This is a genomic window from Cohnella candidum, assembly GCF_003713065.1.
Lineage (GTDB): Bacteria > Bacillota > Bacilli > Paenibacillales > Paenibacillaceae > Cohnella > Cohnella candidum.
The window spans coordinates 4,689,414-4,715,617 of record NZ_CP033433.1 but is presented as its reverse complement, the minus strand read 5'-3'; the positions used below and the strand labels follow the sequence as shown (position 1 = coordinate 4,715,617).

Annotated in this window: 22 protein-coding genes and 1 pseudogene; 2 read left to right on the top strand and 21 right to left on the bottom strand. The window is 54.9% G+C overall.

Annotated features, from left to right (window positions below; translation table 11 throughout):
• Positions 1–2 precede the first annotated feature (2 nt).
• The 16 genes and pseudogenes from EAV92_RS21800 to EAV92_RS21720 form a co-directional block, all read right to left on the bottom strand.
• Positions 3–1,493 carry a sugar ABC transporter ATP-binding protein gene (locus tag EAV92_RS21800; protein ID WP_123043034.1) on the bottom strand — a complete coding sequence of 497 codons (1,491 nt, stop codon included), beginning with the start codon at positions 1,491–1,493 and terminating at the stop codon, positions 3–5.
• A gap of 32 nt (positions 1,494–1,525) precedes the next feature.
• A complete protein-coding gene (locus EAV92_RS21795; RefSeq protein ID WP_123043033.1) occupies positions 1,526–2,509 on the bottom strand; it encodes an ABC transporter permease in 984 nt (327 codons plus the stop codon).
• 165 nt (positions 2,510–2,674) lie between these two features.
• Positions 2,675–3,856, bottom strand: a complete 1,182-nt coding sequence (locus tag EAV92_RS21790; protein WP_123043032.1) for a M24 family metallopeptidase — start codon at positions 3,854–3,856, stop codon at positions 2,675–2,677.
• Positions 3,857–3,950: 94 nt separating this feature from the next.
• Positions 3,951–4,994 (bottom strand): substrate-binding domain-containing protein, encoded by a 1,044-nt coding sequence (locus tag EAV92_RS21785; RefSeq protein ID WP_123043031.1) that lies wholly within the window; start codon positions 4,992–4,994, stop codon positions 3,951–3,953.
• 439 nt (positions 4,995–5,433) lie between these two features.
• Entirely contained in the window at positions 5,434–5,688 is a 255-nt protein-coding gene (locus tag EAV92_RS21780; RefSeq protein WP_123043030.1) for an HPr family phosphocarrier protein, read from the bottom strand.
• Between the two features lie 155 nt (positions 5,689–5,843).
• Positions 5,844–6,563 (bottom strand): Na-translocating system protein MpsC family protein, encoded by a 720-nt coding sequence (locus tag EAV92_RS21775; protein ID WP_241158348.1) that lies wholly within the window; start codon positions 6,561–6,563, stop codon positions 5,844–5,846.
• A gap of 66 nt (positions 6,564–6,629) precedes the next feature.
• Positions 6,630–7,484: an ATP-binding protein gene (locus tag EAV92_RS21770; protein ID WP_164472888.1), complete on the bottom strand. Its 855-nt coding sequence runs from the start codon at positions 7,482–7,484 to the stop codon at positions 6,630–6,632.
• Positions 7,485–7,764: 280 nt separating this feature from the next.
• Positions 7,765–8,826, bottom strand: coding sequence for a BtaManbiosPhlase (locus EAV92_RS21765; protein ID WP_123043028.1), 1,062 nt, complete (start codon positions 8,824–8,826; stop codon positions 7,765–7,767).
• Positions 8,827–8,844: 18 nt separating this feature from the next.
• On the bottom strand, positions 8,845–9,804 hold the full coding sequence (locus tag EAV92_RS21760) for an MTP-1 family protein (RefSeq protein WP_123043027.1): 960 nt from the start codon (positions 9,802–9,804) through the stop codon (positions 8,845–8,847).
• Positions 9,805–9,844: 40 nt separating this feature from the next.
• Complete coding sequence (locus EAV92_RS21755; RefSeq protein ID WP_123043026.1) at positions 9,845–10,696, bottom strand: protein phosphatase 2C domain-containing protein; 852 nt, start codon at positions 10,694–10,696, stop codon at positions 9,845–9,847.
• Between the two features lie 73 nt (positions 10,697–10,769).
• Entirely contained in the window at positions 10,770–12,332 is a 1,563-nt protein-coding gene (locus EAV92_RS21750; protein WP_123043025.1) for an extracellular solute-binding protein, read from the bottom strand.
• Positions 12,333–12,390: 58 nt separating this feature from the next.
• Positions 12,391–13,269, bottom strand: a complete 879-nt coding sequence (locus EAV92_RS21745) for a carbohydrate ABC transporter permease (protein ID WP_123043024.1) — start codon at positions 13,267–13,269, stop codon at positions 12,391–12,393.
• Position 13,270: 1 nt separating this feature from the next.
• Positions 13,271–14,197 (bottom strand): ABC transporter permease, encoded by a 927-nt coding sequence (locus EAV92_RS21740; RefSeq protein ID WP_123043023.1) that lies wholly within the window; start codon positions 14,195–14,197, stop codon positions 13,271–13,273.
• 172 nt (positions 14,198–14,369) lie between these two features.
• A complete protein-coding gene (locus EAV92_RS21735) occupies positions 14,370–16,673 on the bottom strand; it encodes a helix-turn-helix domain-containing protein (protein ID WP_123043022.1) in 2,304 nt (767 codons plus the stop codon).
• A gap of 169 nt (positions 16,674–16,842) precedes the next feature.
• A pseudogene (locus EAV92_RS24975) lies at positions 16,843–16,960 on the bottom strand (bacitracin ABC transporter ATP-binding protein); the annotation flags it as partial.
• Between the two features lie 792 nt (positions 16,961–17,752).
• Complete coding sequence (locus tag EAV92_RS21720) at positions 17,753–19,105, bottom strand: glycoside hydrolase family 30 protein (protein WP_123043021.1); 1,353 nt, start codon at positions 19,103–19,105, stop codon at positions 17,753–17,755.
• Positions 19,106–19,216: 111 nt separating this feature from the next.
• On the opposite strand from EAV92_RS21720, the gene EAV92_RS21715 reads away from it, so the two are divergent.
• Together EAV92_RS21715 and EAV92_RS21710 are read left to right on the top strand one after the other, a co-directional pair.
• Entirely contained in the window at positions 19,217–20,029 is an 813-nt protein-coding gene (locus EAV92_RS21715; RefSeq protein WP_164472887.1) for a helix-turn-helix transcriptional regulator, read from the top strand.
• A 105-nt stretch (positions 20,030–20,134) separates the two neighbouring features.
• Entirely contained in the window at positions 20,135–20,698 is a 564-nt protein-coding gene (locus EAV92_RS21710; RefSeq protein WP_123043019.1) for a cysteine hydrolase family protein, read from the top strand.
• Positions 20,699–20,905: 207 nt separating this feature from the next.
• Here EAV92_RS21710 and EAV92_RS21705 read toward each other — a convergent pair whose 3' ends face one another.
• The 5 genes from EAV92_RS21705 to EAV92_RS24650 all read right to left on the bottom strand — a co-directional run bounded on the left by EAV92_RS21705 (position 20,906) and on the right by EAV92_RS24650 (position 26,196).
• Positions 20,906–21,760: a hypothetical protein gene (locus EAV92_RS21705; protein WP_123043018.1), complete on the bottom strand. Its 855-nt coding sequence runs from the start codon at positions 21,758–21,760 to the stop codon at positions 20,906–20,908.
• A 140-nt stretch (positions 21,761–21,900) separates the two neighbouring features.
• Entirely contained in the window at positions 21,901–24,969 is a 3,069-nt protein-coding gene (locus EAV92_RS21700; protein WP_123043017.1) for a peptidase domain-containing ABC transporter, read from the bottom strand.
• Positions 24,970–24,996: 27 nt separating this feature from the next.
• Complete coding sequence (locus EAV92_RS21695; protein WP_123043016.1) at positions 24,997–25,755, bottom strand: peptidylprolyl isomerase; 759 nt, start codon at positions 25,753–25,755, stop codon at positions 24,997–24,999.
• Positions 25,756–25,840: 85 nt separating this feature from the next.
• Positions 25,841–25,996: a hypothetical protein gene (locus EAV92_RS24655; protein ID WP_164472886.1), complete on the bottom strand. Its 156-nt coding sequence runs from the start codon at positions 25,994–25,996 to the stop codon at positions 25,841–25,843.
• A 26-nt stretch (positions 25,997–26,022) separates the two neighbouring features.
• Complete coding sequence (locus EAV92_RS24650) at positions 26,023–26,196, bottom strand: hypothetical protein (RefSeq protein ID WP_164472885.1); 174 nt, start codon at positions 26,194–26,196, stop codon at positions 26,023–26,025.
• Between the last annotated feature and the right edge of the window lie 8 nt (positions 26,197–26,204).

Below are 26,204 nucleotides of genomic sequence, written 5' to 3'. Positions count from 1 at the left end.
TCTCACCTCGGAAAAGCGTATTCCATAATTTTTTCTTCCGTTGCCTCATCGCGGCTGAACTCCGCCGTCATCTTGCCTTCCGAGAAGACGAGAATGCGGTCGCACATGCCGAGCAGTTCAGGAAGCTCCGATGATACCATGAGGATGGCCAAGTCCTGTTCCAGGAGTTTGTTGATCTCCTGATAGATGTCCATTTTCGCGCCAACGTCAACGCCTCGGGTCGGTTCTTCCAGAATGAGGATTTTATACTTGTCGATCAGCCACCGGCCGATAAGCGCCTTCTGCTGGTTGCCCCCGCTCAGGTTGCCCACATGTTTGTACGGATCTTGCGGCCGAACCGACAACTGCGCGATCAAGCTATTCGCCTTGCGGAGTTCCTTCGACTTATTGATCAGGCCCCCGGTCAGGAAATTCTTAAACAGCGCGGTGATCGACATGTTGTCCTTCACGCTCTGGTTAAGAAACAGGCCCTGCGTCTTGCGGTCTTCCGGCACGAACGAGATGCCGGCGTTCATGCTCTGGCGTGGAGAGTGCGGAACGAACGATCGGCCGTCGAGGACGATGTTGCCCGTAAACCCCTTGACCAGGCCGAACAGGATTTTCGTCACGAGTTCCTGACCCGAACCGGCAAGCCCCGCAAGTCCGACGACCTCGCGTTTGCGGAGCTGGAAGCTTACATTCTGCAGTTCGCCGTCCGGCAGGCTCAAGTTCTTCACGTCGAGCAGCACGTCGCCGCTCTCCACCGTTTTGGCCGGATAATACTCTTCCAGCTTGCGGCCGATCATGCTCGTGACGAGCGCGGCTTCATTCGTGTCCCTGATGTTGATCGTCTGGATGTGTTTGCCGTCGCGGAGCACGGTGACGCGGTCCGCCATGGCGAATATTTCGCGCAAACGGTGCGAGATGTAGACGATGGTCACGTTTTGCCTGCGCAAAAGCGCGATCGTATCGAACAGAATTTTCAGCTCGTCCTCGTTCAAGTTCGCCGACGGTTCGTCCATGATGATCAGTTCCGCTTTGATCGATACCGCTCGCGCGATCTCGACCATTTTCCGCTCGGATATTCTCAAGTCTTCCATCTTCGTCCGGGGGTCAATCATGATGTTCAGGCTGCGGAGAAGGACTTCGGCTTCCTTGAAAAGGTCCGACCACTGCATGAAGCCCATGGACTTCGGTTCGCGGCCCAGAAAGATGTTTTCCGCCACCGAAAGCGCCGGAATTTCCTGAATTTCCTGGAACAGAGTGCTGATCCCCTGGCTCTGCGCCGCATGGGGAGAAGTCAGCTTTACCGCCTTGCCCTTCCAAATGATTTCGCCTTCGTCCGGAAGGTGAACCCCGGAGAGCATCTTGATCAAGGTGGATTTTCCCGCCCCGTTCTCGCCGACGATCGCGTGAAACTCCCCTTGCTCCAGCTGCACGTTGATATTCTGGTTGGCGTAAGCGGGACCGAATTTTTTGGAAACCCCTTTAAGTTCGAGAATCACGTTATTCATATCTATCCCTCTTTACTTCTTCAGGTTGGCGATCAACGCTTTTGGCGTTTGGAGGCAGAGAAGATGACCGCGGCCAGCACGATGGCGCCCAAGACGAATTGCTGGATATAAGGATTGAGATCTAGAAAAACGAGCAGATTGAACAGCAAACCGGACAGCAGTGCGCCCAGGAAGGCTCCGCCGACAGTGCCTTTACCGCCAGCAAGGCTCGCGCCGCCGACGACGACCGCGGCGATGGCATTGAGTTCCATGCCCCCGGCACCGCCGCCTACCGTGATCGGCTGGAACGCGCCGGTTCTGGCCGCTACGAGCAGCCCTGCGATGGCGGCGAACAAACCGGACAACATGTAAACGAGAAGTTGAATTCTATTTACGTGAATACCCGAGTTGTGGGCAGCCAGACGGTTCGATCCGACGGCGTAGATCTGTCTGCCGAAAACCGTGCGGTTCAACACGACGGAGCCCAGGAAGATCAGAACGAACATGATGATGACGGGAATCGGCACCGAGCCGACGTGCCCCGCCCCGATTTCCAGAAAGCTGTCCGGAGCGTTGCCGCTGACGCCTTTACCGTCCGAGATGACTAGCGTCAGGCCGTCGATGATGATCTTGGTTCCCAGCGTTACGATGAATGGTTGGAGCAGTCCGTACACGATCAGCGAACCGTTTATAAGCCCTAACGCCATGCCGATAAGAAGGACGACGATGACGACCAACCAGACGGGCATATCATTCTGAATCAGTAAAATCGAAGACAAACCTACCGCCTGCATGGTGGATCCTACGGACAGATCAATGCCGCCGATCAGGATCGTAAGCAGCATGCCTATGGAGACGATGGCGGTATAGGAAATTTGCCGAAGCAAATTAAACAGATTGTATTCCGTGAAAAAATCGGGCGAAAAAATAGGGGAAATCGCGATGATGATCACGATGAGCAGCGTCAGCAGCGATTCCTCTTGATGGCTCTTGATCATCAAACCAAGTCTGTTTCTCCATCCCAGTTTCATTTCCATATCGGAAGTTCCCCTTCATCCGTAAAATTCCGGTCTTCAAGTTGTGTTTTGGGTAAAAAAAAGGCTTCGCAAGCGCATGTAAGAAGGGGCGCACGGGATGCGCCCGCCTCTTGCAACAAGCGGTGCAAAGCCTTTTTGTCGGATTGAACCAACCGGTTTCCCGTATTAGTCTTGGTACCAGTAGCAGCTGTGCGGGAAGTTAGTCAGGGACTCGGCTCCGTCTTTGCGGATGACGACGGTGTCTTCCACGCGGGTTCCGCCGACGCCCGGAACCATCAGCGTGATTTCGAACGCGATCGTTTGGTTCTCGACCAGCACGTCCTGGCTGTCCGGACCGATGACTGGGATTTCTTCCTCCGGGTCCATGCCCGTGGAGTGCGCGCAGCCGCGGCCTTCGCCGGACATGTGCGGATAACCGTACTCGTGCAGAACTTCGTTGGCGGCAACGTCCGCTTCCGCGCCGGTCATGCCCGGGCGGATCGCTTTCATGCCGGCGGTCCAAGCTTCGAGGCAAGCGTCCAGCATGCGGCGTTTGTCGTCAGACACTTTGCCGTAACCTACGCCTCGGGCCATGTCGGACGAATAGCCGTTGAAGCGGCAGCCGATGTCGATGAGGATCGTTTCGCCTTTGACGACTTTCTTGTCGCGAGGACGCGCCAGGAAGAAGTCGGAGGAGTTCGAGCCGGATTGAACCATGATGTCGAAGGAAACCGTGTCGGCGCCGGCTTGGAACATGGCGGCGTATGCTTGGCGAACGAGTTCGCGCTCGGACAGGCCTTCCGTAGCGAGCAGTTCGTGGATTTTTTCGAGACCGATGTCAGCCAGGCGGCCGGCAACCTTCATGTTGCGAATCTCGTTTTCGCTCTTGATGGATTTCAGGTACTCGATGATGTTCGTTTTCTTGAGCTGGGACGGATCGTTCAGGGCGCCCATGATTTGCTCGTAGAATTCCAGAGCCAGGTACTTCGAGCCGGACAGACCGATCTTGGCGTTCGGCTTCGTGCGCAGGAAGTCCTTGATGCTGTTGCCGAGCTCTTGGCGGATGCCGCGGGTATCGCTGAACCAGGTTTCGTCAGCCGCGTAGGATACCATCGAACCTTCGGCGAACAGGGTCGGCTCGCCTACCAGCGGAAGGAATACCATGGCCGGGTAAGGGAATACGCCGTCGAATGCGCGGTAGTCAGCGAGCCAACGAACGTTGGACATGCGGGCGGCGTCGGACCATACGAGCAGGCCGTCAAGCCCTTCTTTTTCCATGGCTGCGCGAGCTTTTTCCACGCGGCCTTGGTATTCGGTGACCGGAATGTCTTGCATTACGTCTTCGTAACGGAAGTTCAGGTTAGACATGGATAATACCTCCAATTGCGGTTGTTTTGTCTTGTGCGACTCGGTGTGGAATTGCAGCTTCTGGTTGTCTATTTGGAATTCGGTGCTGCCGGTATTAGAATACGGAGTTCGGGTCGTAGTACTTGTCTATGTTGGACTTGTCGATAACCGGCGAATCCAGCAAGACGCGCTTGTCGATCGGCTTGCCGCGTACGGCGTCTATCGCCAGGCGTAGAGCGGTCTCCGTTGACCATTCGTTCTTCACGGACATAATGTAGCTGCCGCCGTTCTTGATCATTTCGAGCGCTTCTTTCTGGGCATCCATGCCGACGACTTTGATTTCTTTCTCCCGTCCGGCTTTCTTGATGGCTTCGAGAGCGCCGAAGCCCATTTCGTCGTTCTGCGCGAATACGACGTCGATCTTGTCGTTAGCTTGCAGAATGTTCGTCATGACTTGCATGGCCGGCAGACGGAGCCAGTCGGCGGACTGGTGGGCGACCACTTTGATGTCGGAGAATTTCTCGATTTCAGGCATGAAGCCTTTACGGCGAAGCTCCGAGTTCGTGGATTCCGGCACGCCGTCGAGGACGACGATGTTGCCTTTGTTGTTGAGCAATTTCGCGATGTATTGGGCAGCCTGTTGCCCCATGGATACTTCGTCGGTTGCAACGTAGCTCACGTATGGGATGCTCTCGTCGTCCGGCACGCCGGAGGCGGCGATGATGAGCGGGATTTTCGCTTCGGCGACTTGCTTGTATGCCGGATAGATCGCTTTGCCGGAGAGGCTGGAAACGACGATGGCGTCGACGTTCCGTGCGATCAAGCTCTCGATGTTGGAGATCTCTTTGTTCACGTCGCCTTGGCCGTCGGTGACGATCAGTTCGACGCCGAGATCGGCGGCCGCTTTCTTGGCGGACTCCACCATTGCAATACGGAACGGATGGTTCATGACGGCTTGCGAGAAACCGATCGTGATTTTACCGTCCTTTTTCGTCTTATACTCATAAGATCCCGTCTGAGCGCTTGCTCCTGCGGATGCGCTCGCTGCAGGCGCGGAACTCGAAGCTTTCGAATCGTTGTTGGATTTTCCGCAACCGGTGATCACGAGCGCGAATGCCAACACGCCGGCCGCTATCATGGACAAGCTTTTCTTTTTCATTGTGTCTGTTGACTCCCTTTCACTGCTGGATTGACTGCCGCATGAAGATAGTATTGCTGTTGAGCGGCGATCTCGTTCTCTTGATCGCTGCCTTGCTTCAGAGCTCGATGAAGACTCTGTCCAGCGTCTTCTTTCTTCGCCTCCTCTCGGAACTTGCCGGTTCGGGATGTCATGTCTTGTTGGGTACGAATTGATTATATAGGGACAGGCCGACCGACTTAGGTCGAAAAAAATGACACTAAGGTTAAATGTTTTGATCGACGGCCGACTTCCCCTATCTTCTCCAACGCAAGGAAGTCCGACAACGCTAACCCCATGCCTTCAAGGTTAGAGATGTCGGACTCCATGGCATACCTCGGATCGTTTAATAGGTGACACCAGGTCCACGTATCTTTCAAGAAAACGAAAAGCCATCCCGAGGATGGCTTTTTGCGTCTAATCAATGCTCCTGCGACAACAACTCTCCCAGCACCGCTTGCGCTTGTTCCGAGTCGGCTCCCTCGGTAATCAAGGTGACTTCGTCAGAGCATTTGATGCCGAGTTTGAGAATCTCGATCATTTTTCTAGGGTTAGCCTGAGCGCCCTTAAACTCAAGCGTGATGTCGCACGCGAAATTTCCGGCAGCTGTCGCGAGGCGTTTGGACGGCATGACGTGGAATCCCAGACGGTTCGTTACGGTGTATGTTTTCTTCATGCGGTTGCTCTCCTCTCGAGTGGATCTTATTCCAGCATAAGGAGAGCGCTTTCATGAAGCAACCAAATCAAAGCCACATATTGTCTACAGCCTTATGGACAAGAGTTGCAAAAAAGGCCCTATACAGGGCCTCCGTTCATTCCGTATTCACGCCTTCACTTCGCCGGATTCAGCACCAGCACGATCACGCTGCTGTCCGAATCGAACTTCCAATCGACGAAGGCATCCACCACGCGTTTCTTCAAAATCCCCTCGAAGCTGATGTTATTGTGCAAATAGCTCTTCTCCAAATTTCTTTTCACGCTCTTCAGAAGTTCGCTGTGTCCCAAGCGGATGAGCTCCTTCTCGATGCGTACAAGAATTCCATTTCGGATAATCAGAATCGTGCGCGGATTGATTTCGAATGAAACGATCTCTTCAGGAACCTTCTGAGCCTGGTGGCTGATATTGACGATTTCTTGTTCGAGTTCCGCTTTGCCGGCGTAATCTTGGTTCACATCCTGGCCGCCCGGAATCGGTTCCGGACAAATCGCGATCAGCATGCCCGACTTATTGTGCAAAGACCAGTCGTAATAAAACTCCTGGGGTTTCACGCCCGTCACGATTTCAATGTAACTCGCGAACTCGGGAATCATCGTCTGCAACAGCGTTTCCCTCATTTGGTCGACGATCATCTCATGGTCCTGCTCCAGCAGGACACGTTCCGAGGGCGTCAGGAAGTTGCGAAAATATACGGTTATGTACTTGGAGCCGATCGACACGACTGCGGATTCCGGGCCTTTGCCGAAATGATCCCGGAACAGCTTGCCGGCATAACTCGCGATCTGCTGCTGATATTGGATGATGGTCTGGTTCATAGGATTGGACTCGTCCATACAAAGCCCCCTAGTGTGAAATATTTACACTAAGTATGTAAACAAACGAGCTTGTTTATCCTCCTGCTAACGATGTATCGGAAGTTTAACGGTAACGACCGCGCCGCCGACCGGTTGATTCTGAAAATGGATGGTGCCTCCGTGATCCTCCACGATCGTTTGGCAGATCATGAGACCGAGACCCGTCCCCTTCTCTTTGGTGCTGTTGAAAGGCTGCCCGATCCGATCCAGCTGTTCTAGCGGAAAGCCCGGACCGTTATCGGCGATTACGATCGATACCCACTCTTCGTCCGCCGTTACCGTAATCGTGATTTCCCCGCCGTCCGACATGGCTTCCACGGAGTTCTTAATCACATTGATGAAAACTTGCTTCAGCTTGCTCTCCACGCATACGATCGTGAGCGATTCGAGCTCGCCCGGATAGCCATCCATCAAATGAACGTCGTGAAGGATCGCTTGCGGATTGATGAGCGTAAACACGCTCTGCAACAGGGGACGCAGCTCTCGGATGACGTATTCGCCCTTCTGCGGCTTCGCAAGAATGAGCAGTTCATTCACGATGTCGTTGATGCGGTCGATTTCCGTGAGCATGATATCGGTGTAAGCTGCCTTTGGATCCGTTTTGTTCAGCTGAATGAATCCTCTTAAGCTGGTTAACGGATTTCGGATTTCGTGCGCGATCGAAGCCGCGAGCGTACCGGTGATCCTCAATTGCTCGGATCGTTGAATGGCCTGCACATATACCTTGCGGGATAGGAAACCGAAAAAAGCCACGATCGCCGAAGTCCTCACCAAACCCCAAACGTTCACCCATTTGTTCACGTGCAGCGCCATAAGCACGCCTTGATCCACGAGGATGACGATGGCTCCCGCCAGAATAATCAGGGAAACCGACGGAAGTTTTCTCGGATGTTTTTCCATGTTAAGGCCCATCCACAACTTGGTTTAAATTGGCAAACAAAAAAGACCTAACTTTCCCCCCTTGCCAGAAAGTTAGGCCATGAAAGTGACTTTTATCCGAAGATAGATTCACTCATTTACCTGATATGCGGTTGGAAAACGCTAGCATTTGTGTTCAAGCATGATTACTATATCATATTAACATTATTAACAAAAGAGCGGGCTTGGAAAAGAGCCTGCTAGAGAGCTTTAAAGATATAAAGAATACTTAAAAAGCGCCTTATTTACCTCCGCCTTCGCCTCACAGATAAACCAAGCTGTCCAGGATTTCCTGCAAGCTCAGCTCGGCGCAGGCCATAGACGTGTCCGCCACGCCGTAATACATTTTCACGGTGTCGCCTTCCACGATCGCCCCGCAAGAGAAAACGACATCGCCGAAGAACCCGTTTCTCTCGTAATCCGCCACCGGCTCCAGTACGGGCACGCCGGAACGCGCGATGACTTTCGAAGGATCGTCCAGATCGAGCAGCAGCGCGCCCATGCAATAGCGGTGCTCCTTCGTCGCCCCATGGTAGAGTTCCAGCCAGCCCTTCTCCGTCCGGAACGGAACGGCGCCGCCGCCGATCCGGCCGCTGTCCCACATGCCTTCCCGCAGGCCGGCGAGATGTTTGTGGTTGCCCCAATACAGCAGGTTGTCGGACTCGGCGATCCAGATTTCCGGATACCCGATGCTTTTCACGGTCGGGCGGTGAAGCGCGTAATACTTGCCGTTCACTTTCTCCGGAAAAATCAAGACGTCTTTGTTGTCGGGGCCGAAAATCATGCCGTGGTGCACGACGCTGACGAAGTCTTTGGTGGACACCATCGACTCACCGATGCCGACCGGGGAAACGGCAGAGAAATAGATGTAATAGGTGTCGCCGATTTGCGTGACCCGGGGATCTTCGATGCCGAAGCTTTCGAGCTGCTGGGACGGGTAGACGAACGGTTGATCGTCCACGGTGAAATGGCGGCCGTCCCTGCTGCGGGCGATCCGGATATAAGACAGCGACGTTAAGTAGGCAAAGCCGGAGGTCACGGTCACGTCACGAATGACGCGCGGATCGGAAAAGTCGTACCGGACGTCGTCTTTGCGGATTTCCACCAAATCGACGGCTCCCCGGTCCGGGTTAAACACGGGAGCCAGCACGAGGTCCGGGTCCGGACTGATCGGCCGCTCCGCAACGCGAAGCAGCATGAGGATTTCATCGCCGTAGACCGCGACCCCCGCGTTGAAAGCTCCGATTACATCGAATCCTTCGTGGAAAGGCTTCACGTCTTTCGGCGTAATAAGCGGATTTTGCTCGTATCGGTATGTTTTCATAGAGGCACTCCTTATCGCTTATCGTTCGTATCGGAGGAAAGGATCGGCGATCGTGATCCGGTGCGCCTCCGCGTCGCTGATGCCGGCATACAGGTCGGCCGTCCCGTCCGTCTTGCGAATGAGACCGCCGCTGAACACGACGTCGAGCAGGTCGCTTCGCTTGGCCGCGCCGGGCAGAAAACGGCTTCTCGTCGCGATCAGCTCGATGCGCGTGAAGCTTCCGTCCTCGGGATTCAAAACGAACGCCATGGGATAATAGTGGCGGTCCCCATATCCGTCGTAACAAGCAATATGGCCGAGCACGCCAACCCATCCGTTCTCCAGCAGGTGAAGCTCGTTGGCTCCTCCCCATTCCTCGTCGGTAAACTGTCCTTCGAGCAGCGGCGCGGATTCGATTACGGCGAGGCTTAGATCGTCCAACGATGCGACGTGGGTGAATCCGATTTTGCCGCGCCCTCCTTTAGCGCCTTGCGGCCGGGTAAAGACGCCTACGCTCCCGTCTTTCAATTCAACTAGCCGGAGGTCCTTCATACCGTCCGGTCCCGTGAAGAACGGCTCCAAATCCCCGATTCCTTCACCCTTATAGAAGATCGTACGCCATGCTAGCATGCCCTCAAGCTGGGGATGCGGGAAGGTCTGCACGCCTCCCACGATTAGTCGACCGCCGATCCGCGTATGGAAAGGATCTTGCAGAAGAAGGGTGGGGGCACCCTCAATTGGCTCCCATGCCCCGCTTCTTTCGATGAAAAAAACGACTTCCGAATGTTCGCTGTCCCGCGGTTCCACGCGTCCGGCAATGACGCTTTCTCCGTGGTATTCGAACGGAGCGGCGATATTGTACACGTCCCGATCGCCGACGCCGCGAAAGACGAGCCGCCTCGGATCGGCAACCGTTTTGCCGCTCATTTCGAAGTCTTGCAGCAGCCTCTCGCAAGGTATGGCGACCGGCTGATGAATCTGTTTCAATGTCGGCAGCATACTGGAAATTCCCTTCTACGGTAAGTGTCCAATCAACAAATCAGAAATCGATCCATATCGCCGTCTTGTCGTCCGACTTCTTCACGCGCGGATAGACAAGGCATTCGGGATCGCTCTCTTCGATTTCGATCACTTGCTTCATATAATCGCAAAGATCCGATTGCCGGATGATGCCGGCCGTCTCCGCCGCGTCGAACAAAGGCTCCCCCGCCCGTTTCGGCATATAGAGACCGTCCGTCATGAGCAGCAGCGACTTCAGATGGTTGCGGTTCAAACGACCGAATTCCAAAAAACAGCCTGCCGAGGGATCCCCGTTCAACACGCCGTAACCGTCCAAGGTGTTCGCCGATTGACGGCCTCTTACGATTTGCGACTTCACGTACGCCCACAACTCCCCGCGAGCCTTCAAACCCAAGCTGACGCCCTCCGCCCAAAGCCGGTACGTTTCCCTGTCGATCTCGGCCAACTGGTCCCTTGTGATCACCCGGACCGTGTCGTCCCGGTAAATGGCGACAATCATGCAGTCTCCCGTCTGCGCGTATTCGACGCCGCACGAAGAGATGCGGACGAACGCGGCGCCCGCACACCACAGCTGCTCCTTCCGTTTGACATCGATGCCGGCCTGGAGCATTTCCTCCCGAAGCGCCCGGTTCGCCATCAACAGCAGGTCGGGAAGCGGCATCGCGTCCTCCCGTTGCAAAGCCCCTTCGATCGTGGAGGCCACGAGGCGGGACGCCAAATAGCCGCCGGTTTTCCCGTCCGCCGAAGCATAAGGCGAGAGCGAAGTCGCGCCGTCGATGACGCCGAACACGTTCCGCAAACTGTCCGCGACCAGCGCGTCCTCGTTCAGCTCGGAACTGCCCTTGACGGAAAGATGCTTGAACTGCAACATGATCCTACTCCTCCAAACAAATACGAACCCGCCTTCGTCGCTTGGATAAAGGCGGGCTCGCTCTGCGATCCGATTATTGCTTCAGCGTAGCCTTATAAGCATCCAATTGTTTCTGGTATTCGGCCAGCACTTTGTCGATACCCGCTGCTTTAAGCTTGGAAGTCGCGGACTTGATGTACTTGTCGTAGTCGACGACGCCGCGGTAGATCGGCGACACGTCGGAAGTGAACACCGCTTGCACGTTCGCCAGCTCGGCTTTGACCGGAGACGGGTCGAAGAAGAAGTCGGCCGCGAAGAAGTTTTTGGCTTCCGGATCCGCGACGTACAGAGCTTTGTTGGCGGACAGGTAATCTTGGTCGACGCGGATGAAGTTCAAGTTGCCGATCATCCAGTCGTCCTGCAGGTACAGCGGCAGGTTGGTCGCGGGATCCATAACGGATTCGAGGCCGTGTTCGCCGACTTTCTTATACGTCTTGCCTTCGATTCCGTACATGAACAAATCGTAGTTGTCCTGGTTGTCGTACAGCCAGTTCAGGAATTTCACCGCCTCGGCCGGATGTTTGCTGTTTGCGGCCACGACGTTGACGTTTTTCGCGTTGACCATGCGGTAGTGCGGCTTGTCGGGATTCAAACGGACGAGTTCGAAATCTTTGTCGGTCGCATCCGGATACGTCTTCTGAACGTCGGACAATTTGTTCGGCGTACCCAGGGTGAACACGTATTTGCCGTATTTGATCTGATCGGCGATCTGCTCTTGTTTCACGGTCAGCACGTCGGGGTCGATCAGCTTCTTCTGGTACGCCTCGCGGAACCAAGCAGCGTCCTGCTTGAATTGGTCGGTTTCCACCCAGTTCTTCACGACTCCGTCTTGGCCGATGAAGGCGACGTTGTCGCGCACGGTGAACGGATAATCGTCATAAGTGCGCTGGAAAATGTCAGCCGGACCGGCCGTGCCTCCGCGCAGCGGGATCGTCAGCTTCATGCCCAGGTTCTTGTTGACTTGCTCCATCGCGCTCATCAGTTCGGTGCGGTTGGTGATCGGGTTCGTCACGCCGGCTTTGTTCAGCAAATACTTGTTGAGGGTGATCGAGCCGTCGACCGAAGCCTCATACCAATAGGCCGGTACGCCGAAAATCTTGCCGTCCTTGGTCACCCCGCTCCATACGGAAGCCGGGATCACTTTCTTCAAGTTCGGGCCGTATTGCTCGACTTCTTTGGTGATGTCTTTCAAGGCGCCGCGGCCGGCGTAATTCGCCAGACCGACCCAGTCGTTCATGACGTGGAACATGTCGAAATCTTCGTTCGTGGACAGCTTCAGGTTGATTTTCTGCTCCCAAGCGCCCCAGTCGATGTATTCTTTTTCAATTTGAACGTTCAACCCGTCCGCGAGCAGTTTTTTGTTCACGGCTTCTTTGACGGCCGGCCACTCCTTCGGCTCCGTGCCCGGAATGACGTATTTGATCGTGACGATGTCTTGCTTGGAGCCGGAATCGCCCGATGCTCCGGCTCCCGACTCATTCGAAGCTTGCAGGCTTGCGTCGGTGCCGCCATCTTTGTCTTTGTTGCCGCCGCCGCACGCGCTGAGCAGCAGAGCAAGCATGAAGCACGTCAGCAAGAGTATGGACGCTTTTTTCAATGTGACCTCTCCTTTGTATGAAAAATCATGTATATATGCACCTCTCGCGAGGGATATATCAGCCTTTAACGGACCCGATGATGAGCCCTTTGGTGAAGTAACGCTGAAGGTACGGATACAGGAAGACGATCGGGCCGACCGTAATGATCACCGTCGCCATCTTGGCCGATTCCGCCGGCATCGTGTATTCGTTGGACGCGCCTTTCGGCAGCATCTCCAGCATCTGAATGTTGGAACGCAGCTGGAACAGGATGTATTGAAGCGGGTTCAGCGCCTTGTCGTCGACCAGCATGATCGCGTTAAACCAGTCGTTCCAATAAGCCAGCGCGTAAAACAGCGTAACCGTCGCCAACACCGGCTTGCACAGCGGCATGTAGATCTGGAACACGATCCGCAAGTCGTTCGCCCCGTCGATATACGCCGATTCCCGAAGCGCGCTGGGCAGGCTCTCCATGAAGTTGCGCACCAGGAACATGTTGAACGCGTTGAACATCAGCATCGGGACGATCAGCGATAAAATGTTGTTGGCAAGCCCCAGCTTGATGCACATCAGATACCAGGGGACGAGCCCGCCGTTAAACAGCATCGTAATGAAGAAGTAGAGCGCGAGGAAGTTTCGGTACTTCACGTTCGGATTGGACAGCGGGTAAGCGGCCAGCGTCGTGACGACCAGCGCCAGCAACGTTCCGGCGACCGTTACGATGATCGAGATCCCGTACCCTCTGAAAATAATGGCTTTGTTGACGAAAATCGTGCGGTAGCCGTCGAGCGACCATCCGTCCGGGAACAGGCTGTATCCGTGCTGGACGATGCTGTCTTCATTCGAGAAGGATACGGCCAGCGTCAGAAGAATCGGCAGCAGGCAAGCGAGCGAGAATAGGGTCAGGGCTGCGTAGATCAGCATCACGCCGACGCTGAATCTTCTTCTTCCTCCCATATCAATACAGCGCTCCTTCCTTGAAAAATCTGCGGGTGAACCAATTCGCGACAAAGACGAGCAGCAGGCCGACCGTTGACTGGAACAGCCCGACCGCAGCCGCGTTCGACGGGTCGCCGATCTTCCTTAAAGCTCGGAATACGTACGTGTCGATAACGTCGGTCGTCGGATAGAGAACGCCGTTGTCTCCGATGATCGCGTAGATCATGCCGAAATCGCCGTAGAAGATCTTGCCGAGATTCAGCAGCGTCAGGATCGCGATTGTCGGCGCGAGCAGCGGAAGCGTGATCCGCGTCATCTTCTTCCACCGCGTCGCGCCGTCAATATCGGCCGACTCATACAGCGAGCCGTCGATGCCGGCGATCGCCGCCAGGTAGATGATTGACGACATCCCCGCTTCTTTCCACACCTTCATGCCTACCAAAATGGACGGCCATACGTTCGCGGTGGAGTACCAGTTCATCGGTTCGATGCCGAGCGTCGCGAGCAGCTTGTTGATGATGCCGTAGTCGGTCGAGAACAGGCTGTACATCATGTAGCTCACGATGATCCAGGACAGGAAGCTCGGGAAAATCATCGTCGTCTGAGCGAATTTAATGAACAGCCGGTGGCGGATTTCATTGAAGAGCAGCGCCAGGGCCACGGCGAAGAAAGTGACGGCGACCAGGAAATACACATTCAATAGGATCGTATTGATCGTCACGCGCACCGCGTCGTTCGATTGGAAGAAGAACTTGAAGTTGTCCAGCCCGACCCAGTCCCCGTTCAGGAGGCCCATCAGGCCTTTCTTCTGATAATTGAAGCGCTGGAACGCGATCAGCAGGTACGGATAGGTCGCGTAGGAAAAAATGAACACATAAGCCATCGCCGGCAAGGCGAGAAGATAAGAATACCGATTCTTGTTCAGTTCGCGAAAGAAGCTTGCCATGTCAGCCCTCCCTTGTTGTGGTCCGTGATTGCATCATAGCGGGAGACCGCCGGGTCCGTAAATTTCGACTTTCGGATTTGCTTTCACTTCGGCGTTTTCCGGCTTTCAATTTCGCGTTCTCAGTATCAAAAAAAACGATAGAACGGCTGACTTACCGCCGTTCTATCGCTCTTTATCCCTCGTCCTTGGGGGCCTGCTCCCGATACTGCGAAGGCGTTACGCCGTATTTCTTCTTGAATACGGTGGTGAAGTACGGCACGTTGTACATGCCCACCATTTCCCCGATCTGCGCGATCGGGTCGTTTTTCGTGACGAGCAGCAGCTTCGCCTGCTCCATCCGGGTGTGCGTCACGAAATCGTTGAAGGTCGTGCCTGCCATGCTCTTGAACAATTTGCCGATGTAACCGGCAGAGAATCCGAACCGTTCCGCGGCGGATTCCAGCGACAACCCGTGCTCCGAATAATGCTCTTTCACGTATTGCTGGATATCCTCCACGATTTTCGCGTTTTTCGAAACCGTCGTGTTTTTCTTGTTCTCCTCCAGGATGTCGACGATATCGAAACATAGACCGGAGAGCAGCTTTTGCATGTCATCCATCGTTTCGATTTCCCGGATGCGTTCGAGACTTTTGTCCAGCCTTTCGACGTCGACGCTCCACCATTCCGTAATGTACTCGAATTCGCGTATGATGCCGAGCACCATGAAATTCATGTTGTGCATCGCGTTCATATAGCCGCTTTGCGACAGAATTTTGCGGAACTCCTCGATTTCCTTCAGCACCGCATCCCGGTTTCCAAGCTTCACGGCCTCGATGAGCCGCCTCTCGACGGAGATCGGATAGCGGGACGGCGTGTCCTCCGCTTCTTGAATCCGACGGGCATCCGCGATGCAGCCATAGCCCTGGAACAGCCGCATTTTCAGCGCTTCCTGCGCCGATTTATAGGACGTGTAAATCTCGCTGATGGAGGCGGAAGGGACTCCGATGCCTGCCGATAAACTCATTTGATAGTATTCGCGCACCCTATCCTGGATTTCGCCGAGCGTCAAATAAACGCTGTCCTGCAGCCTTTCCTCATCAGATTGAAGAATAAGGGCGATTTCGTCCTCTTCCATGTTCGCCACGTCGACCCGGTAGAGCTTGCCCAGCAGTTCCTGCGCGATATTGCTGATGGCGAAGCGATACAATCCCCGGTCGAAAGCGTTATTCCCTTCCCGGAACGACCGATACCCGTCGACCTTGAAGAGCACCACCGTCAAGAAAGGGCCGCTCAGCCGGCTTTCCCACTCCCGCTTCATTTCCGCAGAGACGGCAATTTTATTCGAGTTCCCTTGGAGCAGATGGGAAAGATAGCTGTCCTTCAGCGCCTTGGACGACCTATTCAGCGTCAGCTCCAATGACTTCGCGGTTTGTATGGAATGGTCGAAGGCGTCAGTCAGCATCTCGTATTCGTCGTACCGCAGCAGCGCCTTGTCTTTCGTTCCTTCTGCACCGGCATTGACCTTATCGAGCAGCGCCCGGATCGGGTTATAGATGTTGCCGCTGATCAAGAGCGACAACCCGGTCCCCCCGACGATCAGGAGCAAAGCGACGAGAATCGTCCAGTAGCGGATCTGATTGATGTTGGAGATCATCTCGGCGTAGGGTCGCGTACTGACGAAATACCAGTCCAGATTGGAAGACTTCACGTACGTAACCAGCTGTTTCTGATGATCGATCTTTTCGACGAAGCTCCCTTGACCTTGAGCGGTATCGGACAATATCTTCCGTACGTAGGGGTAGGAAGAGAAGTCCTCCATGAAAAACTCCGGATTGGAATGGGACAATACCTTGCCTTTGCCGTCCATGACGAAGGTACCAGATTCCCGGGAGGATCCGCCGATGCTGCGCATCGTATTGCGGATATAGGATTCGTCCAAATCGAATACGATTGCCGACCGAGGCACTTGGGTGAACGAGCGTTCCGGGATGAATTTGAACGTTAGCAGCCGCAGCGGCTTGTTATCTACCCTGGTCACCTTACGCGGGAAGAAACCGAAGTACCCCGATTCATCCTGCCGGAACATGCCGGGGTCGAGCGGCAGACCCAGACTGTCCACGTATCCGCCCGTCGTGAAATTATAGAGACTTAAATTTTCGATAAAAGGGTAAACGCCCTGGATCCGGGCGAGGAACAAGCTCGCCGTGTAGTTCGCGATCTTGTTGTCCTCTCTCTCTCCGAGGAACGACACGATCTCATGGTCGCTTAGCAGCTGGCCCGTAATCGTCTGAACCTGCTCGTAAACCACGTTGGCGGTATAACTGACCTGCGCCAGCATCTGCCTGGACGACTGGTCGATTTCCTGAACCGCCTTGTTGGAAAACAGACTATATAAAATGAAAGATAGCAATGTAAGCGTAACCACGGTCAGAAGCAAATAAGACAGTACCATTCGCCGATACACGCGGTACTGCCTGATCCTTCTCATAAACGTCATAGCTTGCTACTCCCCTCCGCAGTGTAAAACCCATTCTACCACGGAGTTCGACACCTGTCTCTATCTTCCATGTTTGCCTCGGAGGAGGGGTTCCAGTAACGATTAGCTTCATTAAGAAGCCACGTCCCTGCGGTTAAACACGAGCCATCTCCGTCATTTTCCCGATCGGCTGTACGTCGACCAGCTTCCCGCCTTGGATAATCGCGACGCGATCGCACATTTAACTCCATCTCGGAGTGCAGATGGTTGGAGACGATCACCGCGATGCCCTCTTCCTTGGCCAACCGTTCGTTTTGCCCGCTCCGTTGGGTCCAAGGAAACCGAACAACTCCCTTTCATTCACGGTCAGGGACAGATGGTCGATGAGGGTTTTTGCCGCGGATTACTTTCGTTACGTCTTTCAGTCGCAGAATAGGCTTCACTATTCGATTCTCCTCTCAGCCGTTCTTTCTGCGTCTATCATACCTTCGCGTCTCGGTTCGATGTCGGCCTGCGCGCCTTGTTTTTGCGGCTTGACCGCAATAATTTGCGCGTACGCTAAGAAGCCGGCGCCAGTGAATACTAACGTCGGCTTCTTGATGAGAAGTGGTTTATGTAATTAGGCATTCTTTTTAATAACAAATAGGTAGACAAATAAACCGACTACCAACAACAAAAGAAGGATTCCAAAGTAAAAGTTCCAGCCGCTCTGGTAAAAAATTTTATAACATGCAGTAAATAAAACAATCGGTAAGGCCACGAGCAAACGAATACGTTCTTTGTCCATTGGAACCCCCAGACATGCGGTAAAAAAACGGATCACAGAGGATATTTCTCCGTGATCCGTTCTCTCTCCTGCTTTCTTGGACGCCATTGCCGCACTGTAACGTTACTTTTTAACGCTACAGCTGCTGTTGGACGCCACTGCCACATTGCAACGTTACTTTTTACCGCTGCAACCGCTCTTGGACGCCACTGCCAAACTGCAACGTTACTTTTTACCGCTACAGCGGCTCTTGGACGCCACTGCCGCACTGCAACGTTACTTTTTACCTCTGCAGCCGTTCTTGGACGCCACTGCCAAACTGCAACGTTACTTTTTACCCTTGCGCGAACAGCAGCGTCTGAATGGCATGCGCCGGAATCGTAACGTGCGCGAGTTGATCGCGATAGCGCACGATGTAAGGAATTTCACTGTCCGTCCGGTTCAACACGACCGTCGCGATCGTGCCGTCGCCGTTCTTGAACGCGGTCGTCTCCAGCTTCTCCGTATACCGGGAAGCCGCGATGCGCTTGGCGCCTGGGCGGATATATTTGCTGAAATGGCCAATATAGTAGTACGAGCTTTCGTACACGACCTCGTTCTTCGTCGTGTCGGCGATGATCGGCGCGTCGCAGAAGTTCCCGACATGGTTCGGCCCGCCTTGCTCATCGAGCACGACGTTCCAGTCCGTCCAAGCCGCTGTCCAATTGTTCAGGTTGCCCATGAGATCATGGCCGTACCGCTCGCCCGTCGCCCAGGAACCGAGATGGACGCCGCCCTCTTGGCAGCCTTCGCTGAAAAACAGCTTTTTGTCCGGGAACTTGTCGTGCACGGCTGCCAGCGATTCAAAATGGTCGCCGGAGTACCAGTGGAAGCAAATCCCCCAAATGTATTTGGAAGCCGCCTCGTCCGTGAAAGCCGTCTTCGCCCGCTCATATACGCGTTCGCGGTTGTGGTCCCAAATCATCACTTTCACGTGGGACATGCCCGCCTTCTCCAGCGCGGGTCCGAGGTAATCCCGAACGAAATCCTTCTCTTCCTCCGCGGTGTAGATGCACGAATCCCAAATCTGAACCGCTTTCGCTTCGTTCTGAACGCTGAGCGCCCAGACCGGAAGCCCTGCCGCTTCATAAGCTTGGATGTACTTCACGTACATTTCCGCCCATGCCGCGCGATACTCCGGTTTTAACGAGCCTCCGCCGTTCATCGTTCCGTTCGTTTTCATCCATGGCGGCGGGCTCCAAGGAGAAGAGAACAACCGGAAGTCTTCGCCGATGTGGGCAGCCGCCTTCCGAATCGTTGGAATGAGTTCTTTCATGTCATGGTCAATATTAAATGTTTCGAGGCTCTCGTCGTTATTCTGCACGTAAGCGTAGTTCCCGAGCGAGAAGTCGCAGCTTTGGATATGCGATCTCACGATCGTATAGCCCAGGCCGTCAACGGGGTCGAAGTAGGCTTTCATGACCTCCGCTTGCTTATCGGCGCTCAGCTTGGCCAGCGTAACCGCCGAAGCTTCCGTGATCGCGCCGCCGAAGCCTTCGATGGTCTGATATTCCACATCGTCATAAATATTGATCAATTGGTTTTCCTGGCCGTTCGCGTCCGGAACGAACGACAGCGGCGACAGTTCCGCCAAGCGGTCTCCCGTATCCTTAGCCGTCTGGATGATTCGAATGGTGTTCGGCTGCATCCCAGAACCTCCCTATACGATTTCATTCATTATAGTAGGAAAACGGAGGACACTTGTAGAAACGATATGGTTGAATGCCTCAACGATCTGGTCATCCAGGGAGGAAACAGCTTGAGCCAGCCCGCGGTTGAAATCCAATTGTGCGCATATTCCCGCCACTCGCAGCCTTTCCATCAACGTTATCCGGAAGGGCCCGAAACCTATATCGTCCGACTACAAGCGGAGGGCGAGAGCGAAGCGTTCATCGACGGCCGGCTCGTCCCCATTCTGCCGGGAGACCTCACGTTGTCCCAGCCCGGCGAATACTACGAGCTTAGGATCGGACATCAAGCCAGCCCACTCAGACCCAGCGGCGATTACTACGTCCTCTGTTCCGGAACGTTCGTGGAGGAATGGTGGAAGAAACGTAACCGCCCCAAAATGGTGCGCCTCGCCGACGACCCTAAAATCCACGGCGTCTGGGAGCAGCTCATTCTGGAGAAATTGCGGCTGGACGGAGGAAACCCTGAGGTACTCGAAGCCTTGCTCCGCGCCCTGTTCAGCCTGTTGGACCGGGCGATTGACGAGGCTCCGTCCTCTACTTCCGCGTCGGCCAACCATGCACATAAAATCAAGACTTACATCGAGGCCCATGCACTCGCCCCGCTTACGCTGCAAGAGATCGCCGATCATGCGGGGATTAGCGTGACGAGAGCGGTTCACGTGTTCAAATCACAGTTCGGCCTGTCGGTGATGCAATACGCCCAGCAGCTGAGACTGGCACACGCCGTCCGGCTCATGAGCAACAGCCAATATACGCTGGAAAGGATCGCGGAAGAAGCGGGGTTCGGCAGCTATACGTATTTTCATCGCGTTTTTCGCGCGCGTTACGGGATCGCTCCAGGGCAATATAGAGCCGGCGGCGTGCAGCCGTTAATGAAGTAATGTCAGTCCCAAGACTGAATCGGAGTCCATCCTAAGCTTGATTAATTATTTTTGCAGCAAAGGTATAGTAAACACATAAACAACTCCAATTAGGGGAGATATGTGATGAGAGGTCAAAATGAAGATGTACCGGATTCGGCATTGCTTATTTTGGATATTCAAAAAGATTTTGTGGGAAATGAAGCTCGTATGCCTATAGCAAAGAATCAGGTTAGTCCTATGATCGACAGTATAAATTCTATTATTAAGAAAGCTGATATGGCTGAAATACCGATTATCTATGTAGGGAACGAATTCGAAAAGAAACAATTTTTTTCGAACTGGTTTCGTAATCGTGCCGCACTAAAAGGTAGTGTGGGTGCTGAGCTGGATGAACGCCTTCAAATTGTTAATAAGGTCTACTTCCCCAAAAAACAAGGCGATGCTTTAAGTAATGCACAATTAGTAAATTATTTAAATAACAGGAGTATCAAACATTTAATAATTGCAGGGGTTTTTACAGAAGGTTGTGTTACTGCCACAGCGAAAGGTGCTTTGCGTAAAAAATTTAAGGTTACCGTCATTCGAGATGCTGTGGCTAGTGCAACAGATAAAAAGAGAGAAGCGTCAATCAAAAAACTTTCTACAAATGGAATTTTAGTTTTAAACTCATCGGAGTTGTTTCAATGATCTCATTAAGCAATCGGGGAACGATACATCAATGAAACAGCCTGCCGGCAGTATCCGGCAGGCAATGCACGAATTACTATTCACATGTTCTTGGTTCTACACACAAAGTAAGTACTCAGATAATGCAGAAGAATTAATAGAACAGTTCGAAAAATTACAAGAGAAGTTGATATCCGTTTTTAGAACCCATGATGATGCGGGGTATTGTTAATCCAACAACTCCGCTTTCCCATCGTGAAACCAGTACATCAGTTGGGACACCGGGTGGGGCAACAGATGAAAACTTCGTTTTACGACTTCCGCGAATTTGGACTTTTCGACCAACCTCTTCGCCTTCTGCTTCGTATCCATGTTTTCGGTGGAGCGCAGCAGCAAGGCGTACTTCCGGTTCGTGAATGCGAGCACGAAGTTGCGCGGCGTATTGGAAGCAGCCATCTCCGGGTGGATAAACTGATAATCAATCGGATGAGAGTAGTCCGTGTACACTTCGACCGTACAAGACGGGCGAAATGGACTTTGCAGCTCTAGCCGGGGATGTTCCCAACCCGCCGACCGCAAATTGCGGAATGCGATTCGCTTCACTCTCTCTTCGGTTAACCGGGGATTTGCCTCCAAGGAACCTTCGTTGATGATTTTGCTAACGCCGTCTTTAATCTCCAGAAAAATCACGCGAAGTCCGGGCAAGCCGCACTCTTCCGAGACCATCGGACAATCCCGCCCTGCTTCAAGGACATATCTGGCATCACGAATCGCCGGATACAGATAAGTCATGTCGAGCTTCAGCATTTTGTCTTGCTGGGTCAGGATAAATTGCGAGTTCCTTACGATATCATTCAAGTAATCGACAGCCACGTTCAAATCCCCGCCGGCCAGGTAGGTTCGGAACGTTTCATGAAGGCTGACCCGAATTTTCTCTTCCGGCGCGTCTTGCTTTAAGATGACGTCCAGAAGCAGCGGTTCGTCCTCCTTGCTCTCGACCTGCACGCCCATGCTTTCTCTCAGTTGATGCATCATCATTTCCGCAAATTGTTCGGGTTGATCGTACAAACGGGCCGTTTTCATCTTGCATCTCCTCCATGACGCCAAGACGCAAAAAACACCCTGACAGACGCCTTCGGCATCTGACAGGGTGTTCTTCACCACTCGCGGTTTGGTATTTATTTCATATTATTACACGTTGCCTAGCGCGTCAATCGGATTTCCTACACCCCCTGCTGTTGCACCAGGTAATGATACAGCCCTTTGCGCCCCAGCAGCTCCTCATGCGTGCCCGACTCGGCGATCGCTCCCCGGTCGAGCACGACGATCCGATCCGCGCTGCGGATCGTGCTGAGCCGATGGGCGATGATAATCGTCGTGCGGTTCCTCATCATCGTCTCCATATTGTCTTGCACGATCCTCTCCAATTCCGTATCGAGCGCACTGGTCGCCTCGTCAAAAACGAGGATGCGCGGATCGCGGATCAGCGCACGGGCGATCGCGATACGCTGGCGCTGCCCGCCGGACAACCGGACGCCGCCTTCGCCGATCATCGTGTCGTAGCCGAGCGGCAAAGACTCGATGAAAGAGTCCGCGCCGGCAAGCTTCGCTGCCCGCTCCAGTTCGGCGAACGAAGCCTCTTCCCCGTTCAGCGCAATGTTCTCCCGCACGGTGCCGCGGAAAAGTACAGTCTCCTGGGGCACCGTACCGACCTGCTGGCGGATGGAGTCCGCGTGGACTCCACTCAGCGGATAGCCGTCCACGTAGATCGTGCCGCTCGTCGGCTCAAGCAGCTTCAACAGCAGGTTGGCGAGCGTTGACTTACCCGACCCGCTGCGGCCGACCAGCGCGATCGTCTGTCCCGGCTCGATTTCGAGGTTCAGGTTTTGCAGGATCATTTTCCCGCCGTTGTAGTATCGGAACGACACGTTTTCAAACCGGATATGTCCGCGCAAACCGGACAACACGCGGAAGCGATCCGACTCCGGGTGCTCCACGGCCGCTTCATAAACGTCGTTCAGCCGTTCCATGGAGGTTCTCGCTTCGGACAGCTCGCCCGCCATGGCCGAGATTGTCTCGACCGCGTACATGAACGACGTGAACAGCACGGTAAACGCCACAAGCGTGCCGACGCTTAAGCGTCCGTCCATCACCTGCATGGCGCCGAAGTAGAGCAGCGCGATGTTGGCGGCCTGGCGGATGCCGGCGCTACCCGCTTGCACGATCACCTCGAGCCGGTTCCCTTCCAGCCGAAGCTGCAGCTGCCGCTGCAGCAAACGCATCAGCTTCGCCCGCACGGTCTCTTCTACCGCCATCCCCTTCACCGACGCGATGGCGCCGACCATCTCGACGATCGCCGATTGCGAGTCGCCTTCCGCCTGCAACTGTTTGCGGAAATTACGGCGCATTCTCGGAAGCGCGAATCCGTACAGGACGGCATACACCGGGATAACGACCAGCGGAATCAACGCCAATCCGGCGTGATAATAAATCATAAGCCCCCCGTACACGGCCATCGTCAAGCCGTCCAACAGGAGATGAACGCCATGGTCGGTGAGCAGCCGGCGGATCTTCTCGTTTTCGTAAACTCTCGTAATGATGTCGCCGGTCGTCCGTCTCGCGAAATAGGAGAACGGCAAGCGCATGAGATGCCGGTAGAACCCGTCCAGCATGGCGGCGTCGATGCGGTTGGCCAGTCGGCCGACCAGCACCTGCCGAACGGCGATGCCGGCCGTGCTGAACACTGCCAGTCCCAACATCGCCAGCAGAAGCAAGCTCAGCAACGGCATGTCGCGGCTGTCCAGCACGCGGTCGAAAACCTGCTGCGTCATGACCGGGAAGACTAGGTAGACCAGCTCGATCAGAACGGACAGCCCCACCGTCCAGACAGCGAGCCCGGCATAGGGCCGGAAAAACGCCAAGTACCTGGACCACAGAGGCTCCCGGTCATCCAGCCCTCCGAGCCGTTCGGTCGGTTTCAACTCAATCGCGTAACCGCTCCAGTGCTTCGCGAATGCCTCCGGCGATACGGTTTCCGCGCTGCCGATCGCGGGATCGACGACAACCGCGCCGCGCCGCTCGTCGAATTCGTAGACCATCACATAGTGGTTGCCGTTCCAATGCGCGATGAACGGGGTGTGCAGCTCTCGCAGCAGGGGCATCGACGTCTTCAACCCCCGCGTCTCGAAACCGAGCGATTCCGCCGTCTCGGTCAGCGCCAGCATCGAGGCGCCCTCCGTGCCGACGTTGCACCGCTCCCTCATGCGGTTTACGCTGGCGTTCATGCCATAATAACGCGCGAGCATCGTGAGGCACGTCGGACCGCAGTCCATCTCGTTTTGCTGCAACAGCGCCGGATACCGGCGGAACCGCAGCGAGGGCAGCCGAAAGCGCCGCCTCCGTGCCGGCGTCGGTCCGCCTTCGGGCAGTTCGATTTCCGCATCCGCGGTCACCGCCGCCGTTGCCGCCGTTTCCTCCACAGCCTCCTTCACAGGGGCGGGTGCATAATGAGCGGAAATGCGGCGGATCGACTCCAGAATAACCGGGTAACGGCGAATGAGTTCGTCGAAGTCCGATTTGGCCAGCCGGAACGCCTCGACTCGGGCACCGGAAGCGCGGACGCTGGCCTGCCTCGGTTCGCCCGTCAGCAGCGCCAGTTCGCCGAAGAAGTCGCCGGGGTACAGCCGGTTGACGACGTTCCCTTCTTCGCCTTTTTCCACGAGCGCGGTGCCTTCCTTCAATATATAAAACGCGTCTCCGTCCTCTCCCTCACGGACCAAATACCCGCCAGGCTCATAGACGCACATTTCCAGCCGGTCCAGCAGCGAACGCAACGCCCCGTGATCGACATGCGTGAGCACCGTGTTGTTCTTGAGGAACGTACGCAAAATGTCGGAAGAGACATACTCGCGAAAATACTTTTCCATTTCCGGGTGCTGCCCGATCATCTCGCGGAACGGCTCACGTCCCATCCGCAGCACGGTCAATTCCGTCGACGCCCGCACGACAACCGGCTGCGCCTCCGTTCCCAGCAGCGACTGCTCGCCGAAGTGGCCGCCGGAAACAATCAATCCCTGGTTCGTCTCCTTACCGTCCGCGGTGATCCCGATTTTCCGGGCTTGTCCGTTCACGACGAGATAGAAGGCCGCTTGCTCCGCCCCGATACCGGCCACCGTGCGTCCCATTTGGTACGTTTCCATGCTCATCCGTTCGGCCAGCAGCTGCCGCTCTGCATCGGTAAACACGTCGAACAGCCTGATCTCCCGCAAAAATGCGGTGATTCGTTGATTCATTCCGTCATTCCCCCGCTGATTTCCCCTCTAACCTTCCAGTCGCCAAATCGTTTCGCGGATGTCCAATGACCGCCTGAACTTCTCGAAAGCTTCTTCGAACAACCGTTCACGGATGTCCGCCGTCGTCTGCTCATCCAGCTCTGCCGTACGCAGGGACTCGACTTTGACGAGCCAAAATCCTTGATCTGTCTCGAACGGCCCCAGCACTTCTTCATTCTTCGCGCCGAAGACGGCGGCCGCTGTCAGCGGATTCAGCTCCTCCCGGCTTTTCCAACCGACATAACCTCCGGCCGGACGGCTGTTCTCATCCGTGGAGTGCGTCCGGGCAAGCGCATGGAAATCCGCGCCCTCCTCCAAACGAAACCGCAGCTCCTGCGCCTCCCCGTATTCGCGGACGACGAGGGTGGACAGCTGCGCGAGGTCATAGGCCATACGGTTTTCCGCAAAATATCGCTCGACGGCATCCATTTCGATAATGCGCCCCTTCAACAATCGCCTCAGCACTCTAGGACGCAGCATCGTGACGAGGTCGTCCAACTCGGCCCCCCGCTCCTCCAGCCAAGCACGCGCGGAAGCGGCCTTGAACAATCCGTGCTCTTTCCGAAATGCCGTCAATTCCCGCTGCAGATCGTCCGTTTCGGCTTGCACACTAAGCTGCTCCGCCCACAATTCAATCGCGGCATCGTCGGCGATCCGCCGAACCGCAGGCATCGTACCGCTTAGTCGCCCATAGAGCAGAAGCTCCCGAAGGGACACGCTTCTGCCGTTCATCTCGATCGCTTCCATCCCTTCACCTCCTCCTTGACCGCAACTTGAAAAAAAGGACCCGCTTTACACGGATCCTTCCTCTTATTTTTTATTCATAATGGAATTAAGAGCCTCTGACTCTCGGTCGATTACGACCGCCGCCCCAGCCGCCTTCCACTTTATCTTGTTGCTGGTTCGTGAGCTCCTGCTCCAGGTCGTTCAGCTCGATTTCTTGCTGCGCTTTCGGCTCCTGCTCGGCCGGTTTCTTCTCTTCCGCCATCTCGATCCCTCCATTGAATGGAATGTTTAAGCTCCCCTTCTTCTCTGCCTGGGCTTCTCCGGACCGAAAATTCCAGGCAAGCTGATGCCGCCATCCACTTCGCCTCGCTGCTCGGCCGTCAGTTCCTGTTCCAGATCGTTCAGCTCGATCTCGTGCTGCGCCTTGAGCTCTTGCTCGGCCGGTTTCTTCTCTTCCGCCATCTCGATCC

Coding starts and splice junctions, on each gene's coding strand:
- EAV92_RS21775 (WP_241158348.1), bottom strand. CDS start 6,563: ATGGACGAGTCCAATCCTATGAACCAGACCATCATCCAATATCAGCAG.
- EAV92_RS21735 (WP_123043022.1), bottom strand. CDS start 16,673: ATGACGTTTATGAGAAGGATCAGGCAGTACCGCGTGTATCGGCGAATG.
- EAV92_RS21780 (WP_123043030.1), bottom strand. CDS start 5,688: ATGAAGAAAACATACACCGTAACGAACCGTCTGGGATTCCACGTCATG.
- EAV92_RS21795 (WP_123043033.1), bottom strand. CDS start 2,509: ATGGAAATGAAACTGGGATGGAGAAACAGACTTGGTTTGATGATCAAG.
- EAV92_RS21705 (WP_123043018.1), bottom strand. CDS start 21,760: ATGAAAACGGCCCGTTTGTACGATCAACCCGAACAATTTGCGGAAATG.
- EAV92_RS21770 (WP_164472888.1), bottom strand. CDS start 7,484: ATGGAAAAACATCCGAGAAAACTTCCGTCGGTTTCCCTGATTATTCTG.
- EAV92_RS21785 (WP_123043031.1), bottom strand. CDS start 4,994: ATGAAAAAGAAAAGCTTGTCCATGATAGCGGCCGGCGTGTTGGCATTC.
- EAV92_RS21790 (WP_123043032.1), bottom strand. CDS start 3,856: ATGTCTAACCTGAACTTCCGTTACGAAGACGTAATGCAAGACATTCCG.
- EAV92_RS21710 (WP_123043019.1), top strand. CDS start 20,135: ATGAGAGGTCAAAATGAAGATGTACCGGATTCGGCATTGCTTATTTTG.
- EAV92_RS21800 (WP_123043034.1), bottom strand. CDS start 1,493: ATGAATAACGTGATTCTCGAACTTAAAGGGGTTTCCAAAAAATTCGGT.
- EAV92_RS21755 (WP_123043026.1), bottom strand. CDS start 10,696: ATGTTGCAGTTCAAGCATCTTTCCGTCAAGGGCAGTTCCGAGCTGAAC.
- EAV92_RS24655 (WP_164472886.1), bottom strand. CDS start 25,996: ATGGCGGAAGAGAAGAAACCGGCCGAGCAGGAGCCGAAAGCGCAGCAA.
- EAV92_RS21765 (WP_123043028.1), bottom strand. CDS start 8,826: ATGAAAACATACCGATACGAGCAAAATCCGCTTATTACGCCGAAAGAC.
- EAV92_RS21760 (WP_123043027.1), bottom strand. CDS start 9,804: ATGCTGCCGACATTGAAACAGATTCATCAGCCGGTCGCCATACCTTGC.
- EAV92_RS21745 (WP_123043024.1), bottom strand. CDS start 13,269: ATGGGAGGAAGAAGAAGATTCAGCGTCGGCGTGATGCTGATCTACGCA.
- EAV92_RS24650 (WP_164472885.1), bottom strand. CDS start 26,196: ATGGCGGAAGAGAAGAAACCGGCCGAGCAAGAGCTCAAGGCGCAGCAC.
- EAV92_RS21740 (WP_123043023.1), bottom strand. CDS start 14,197: ATGGCAAGCTTCTTTCGCGAACTGAACAAGAATCGGTATTCTTATCTT.
- EAV92_RS21700 (WP_123043017.1), bottom strand. CDS start 24,969: ATGAATCAACGAATCACCGCATTTTTGCGGGAGATCAGGCTGTTCGAC.
- EAV92_RS21720 (WP_123043021.1), bottom strand. CDS start 19,105: ATGCAGCCGAACACCATTCGAATCATCCAGACGGCTAAGGATACGGGA.
- EAV92_RS21695 (WP_123043016.1), bottom strand. CDS start 25,755: ATGGAAGCGATCGAGATGAACGGCAGAAGCGTGTCCCTTCGGGAGCTT.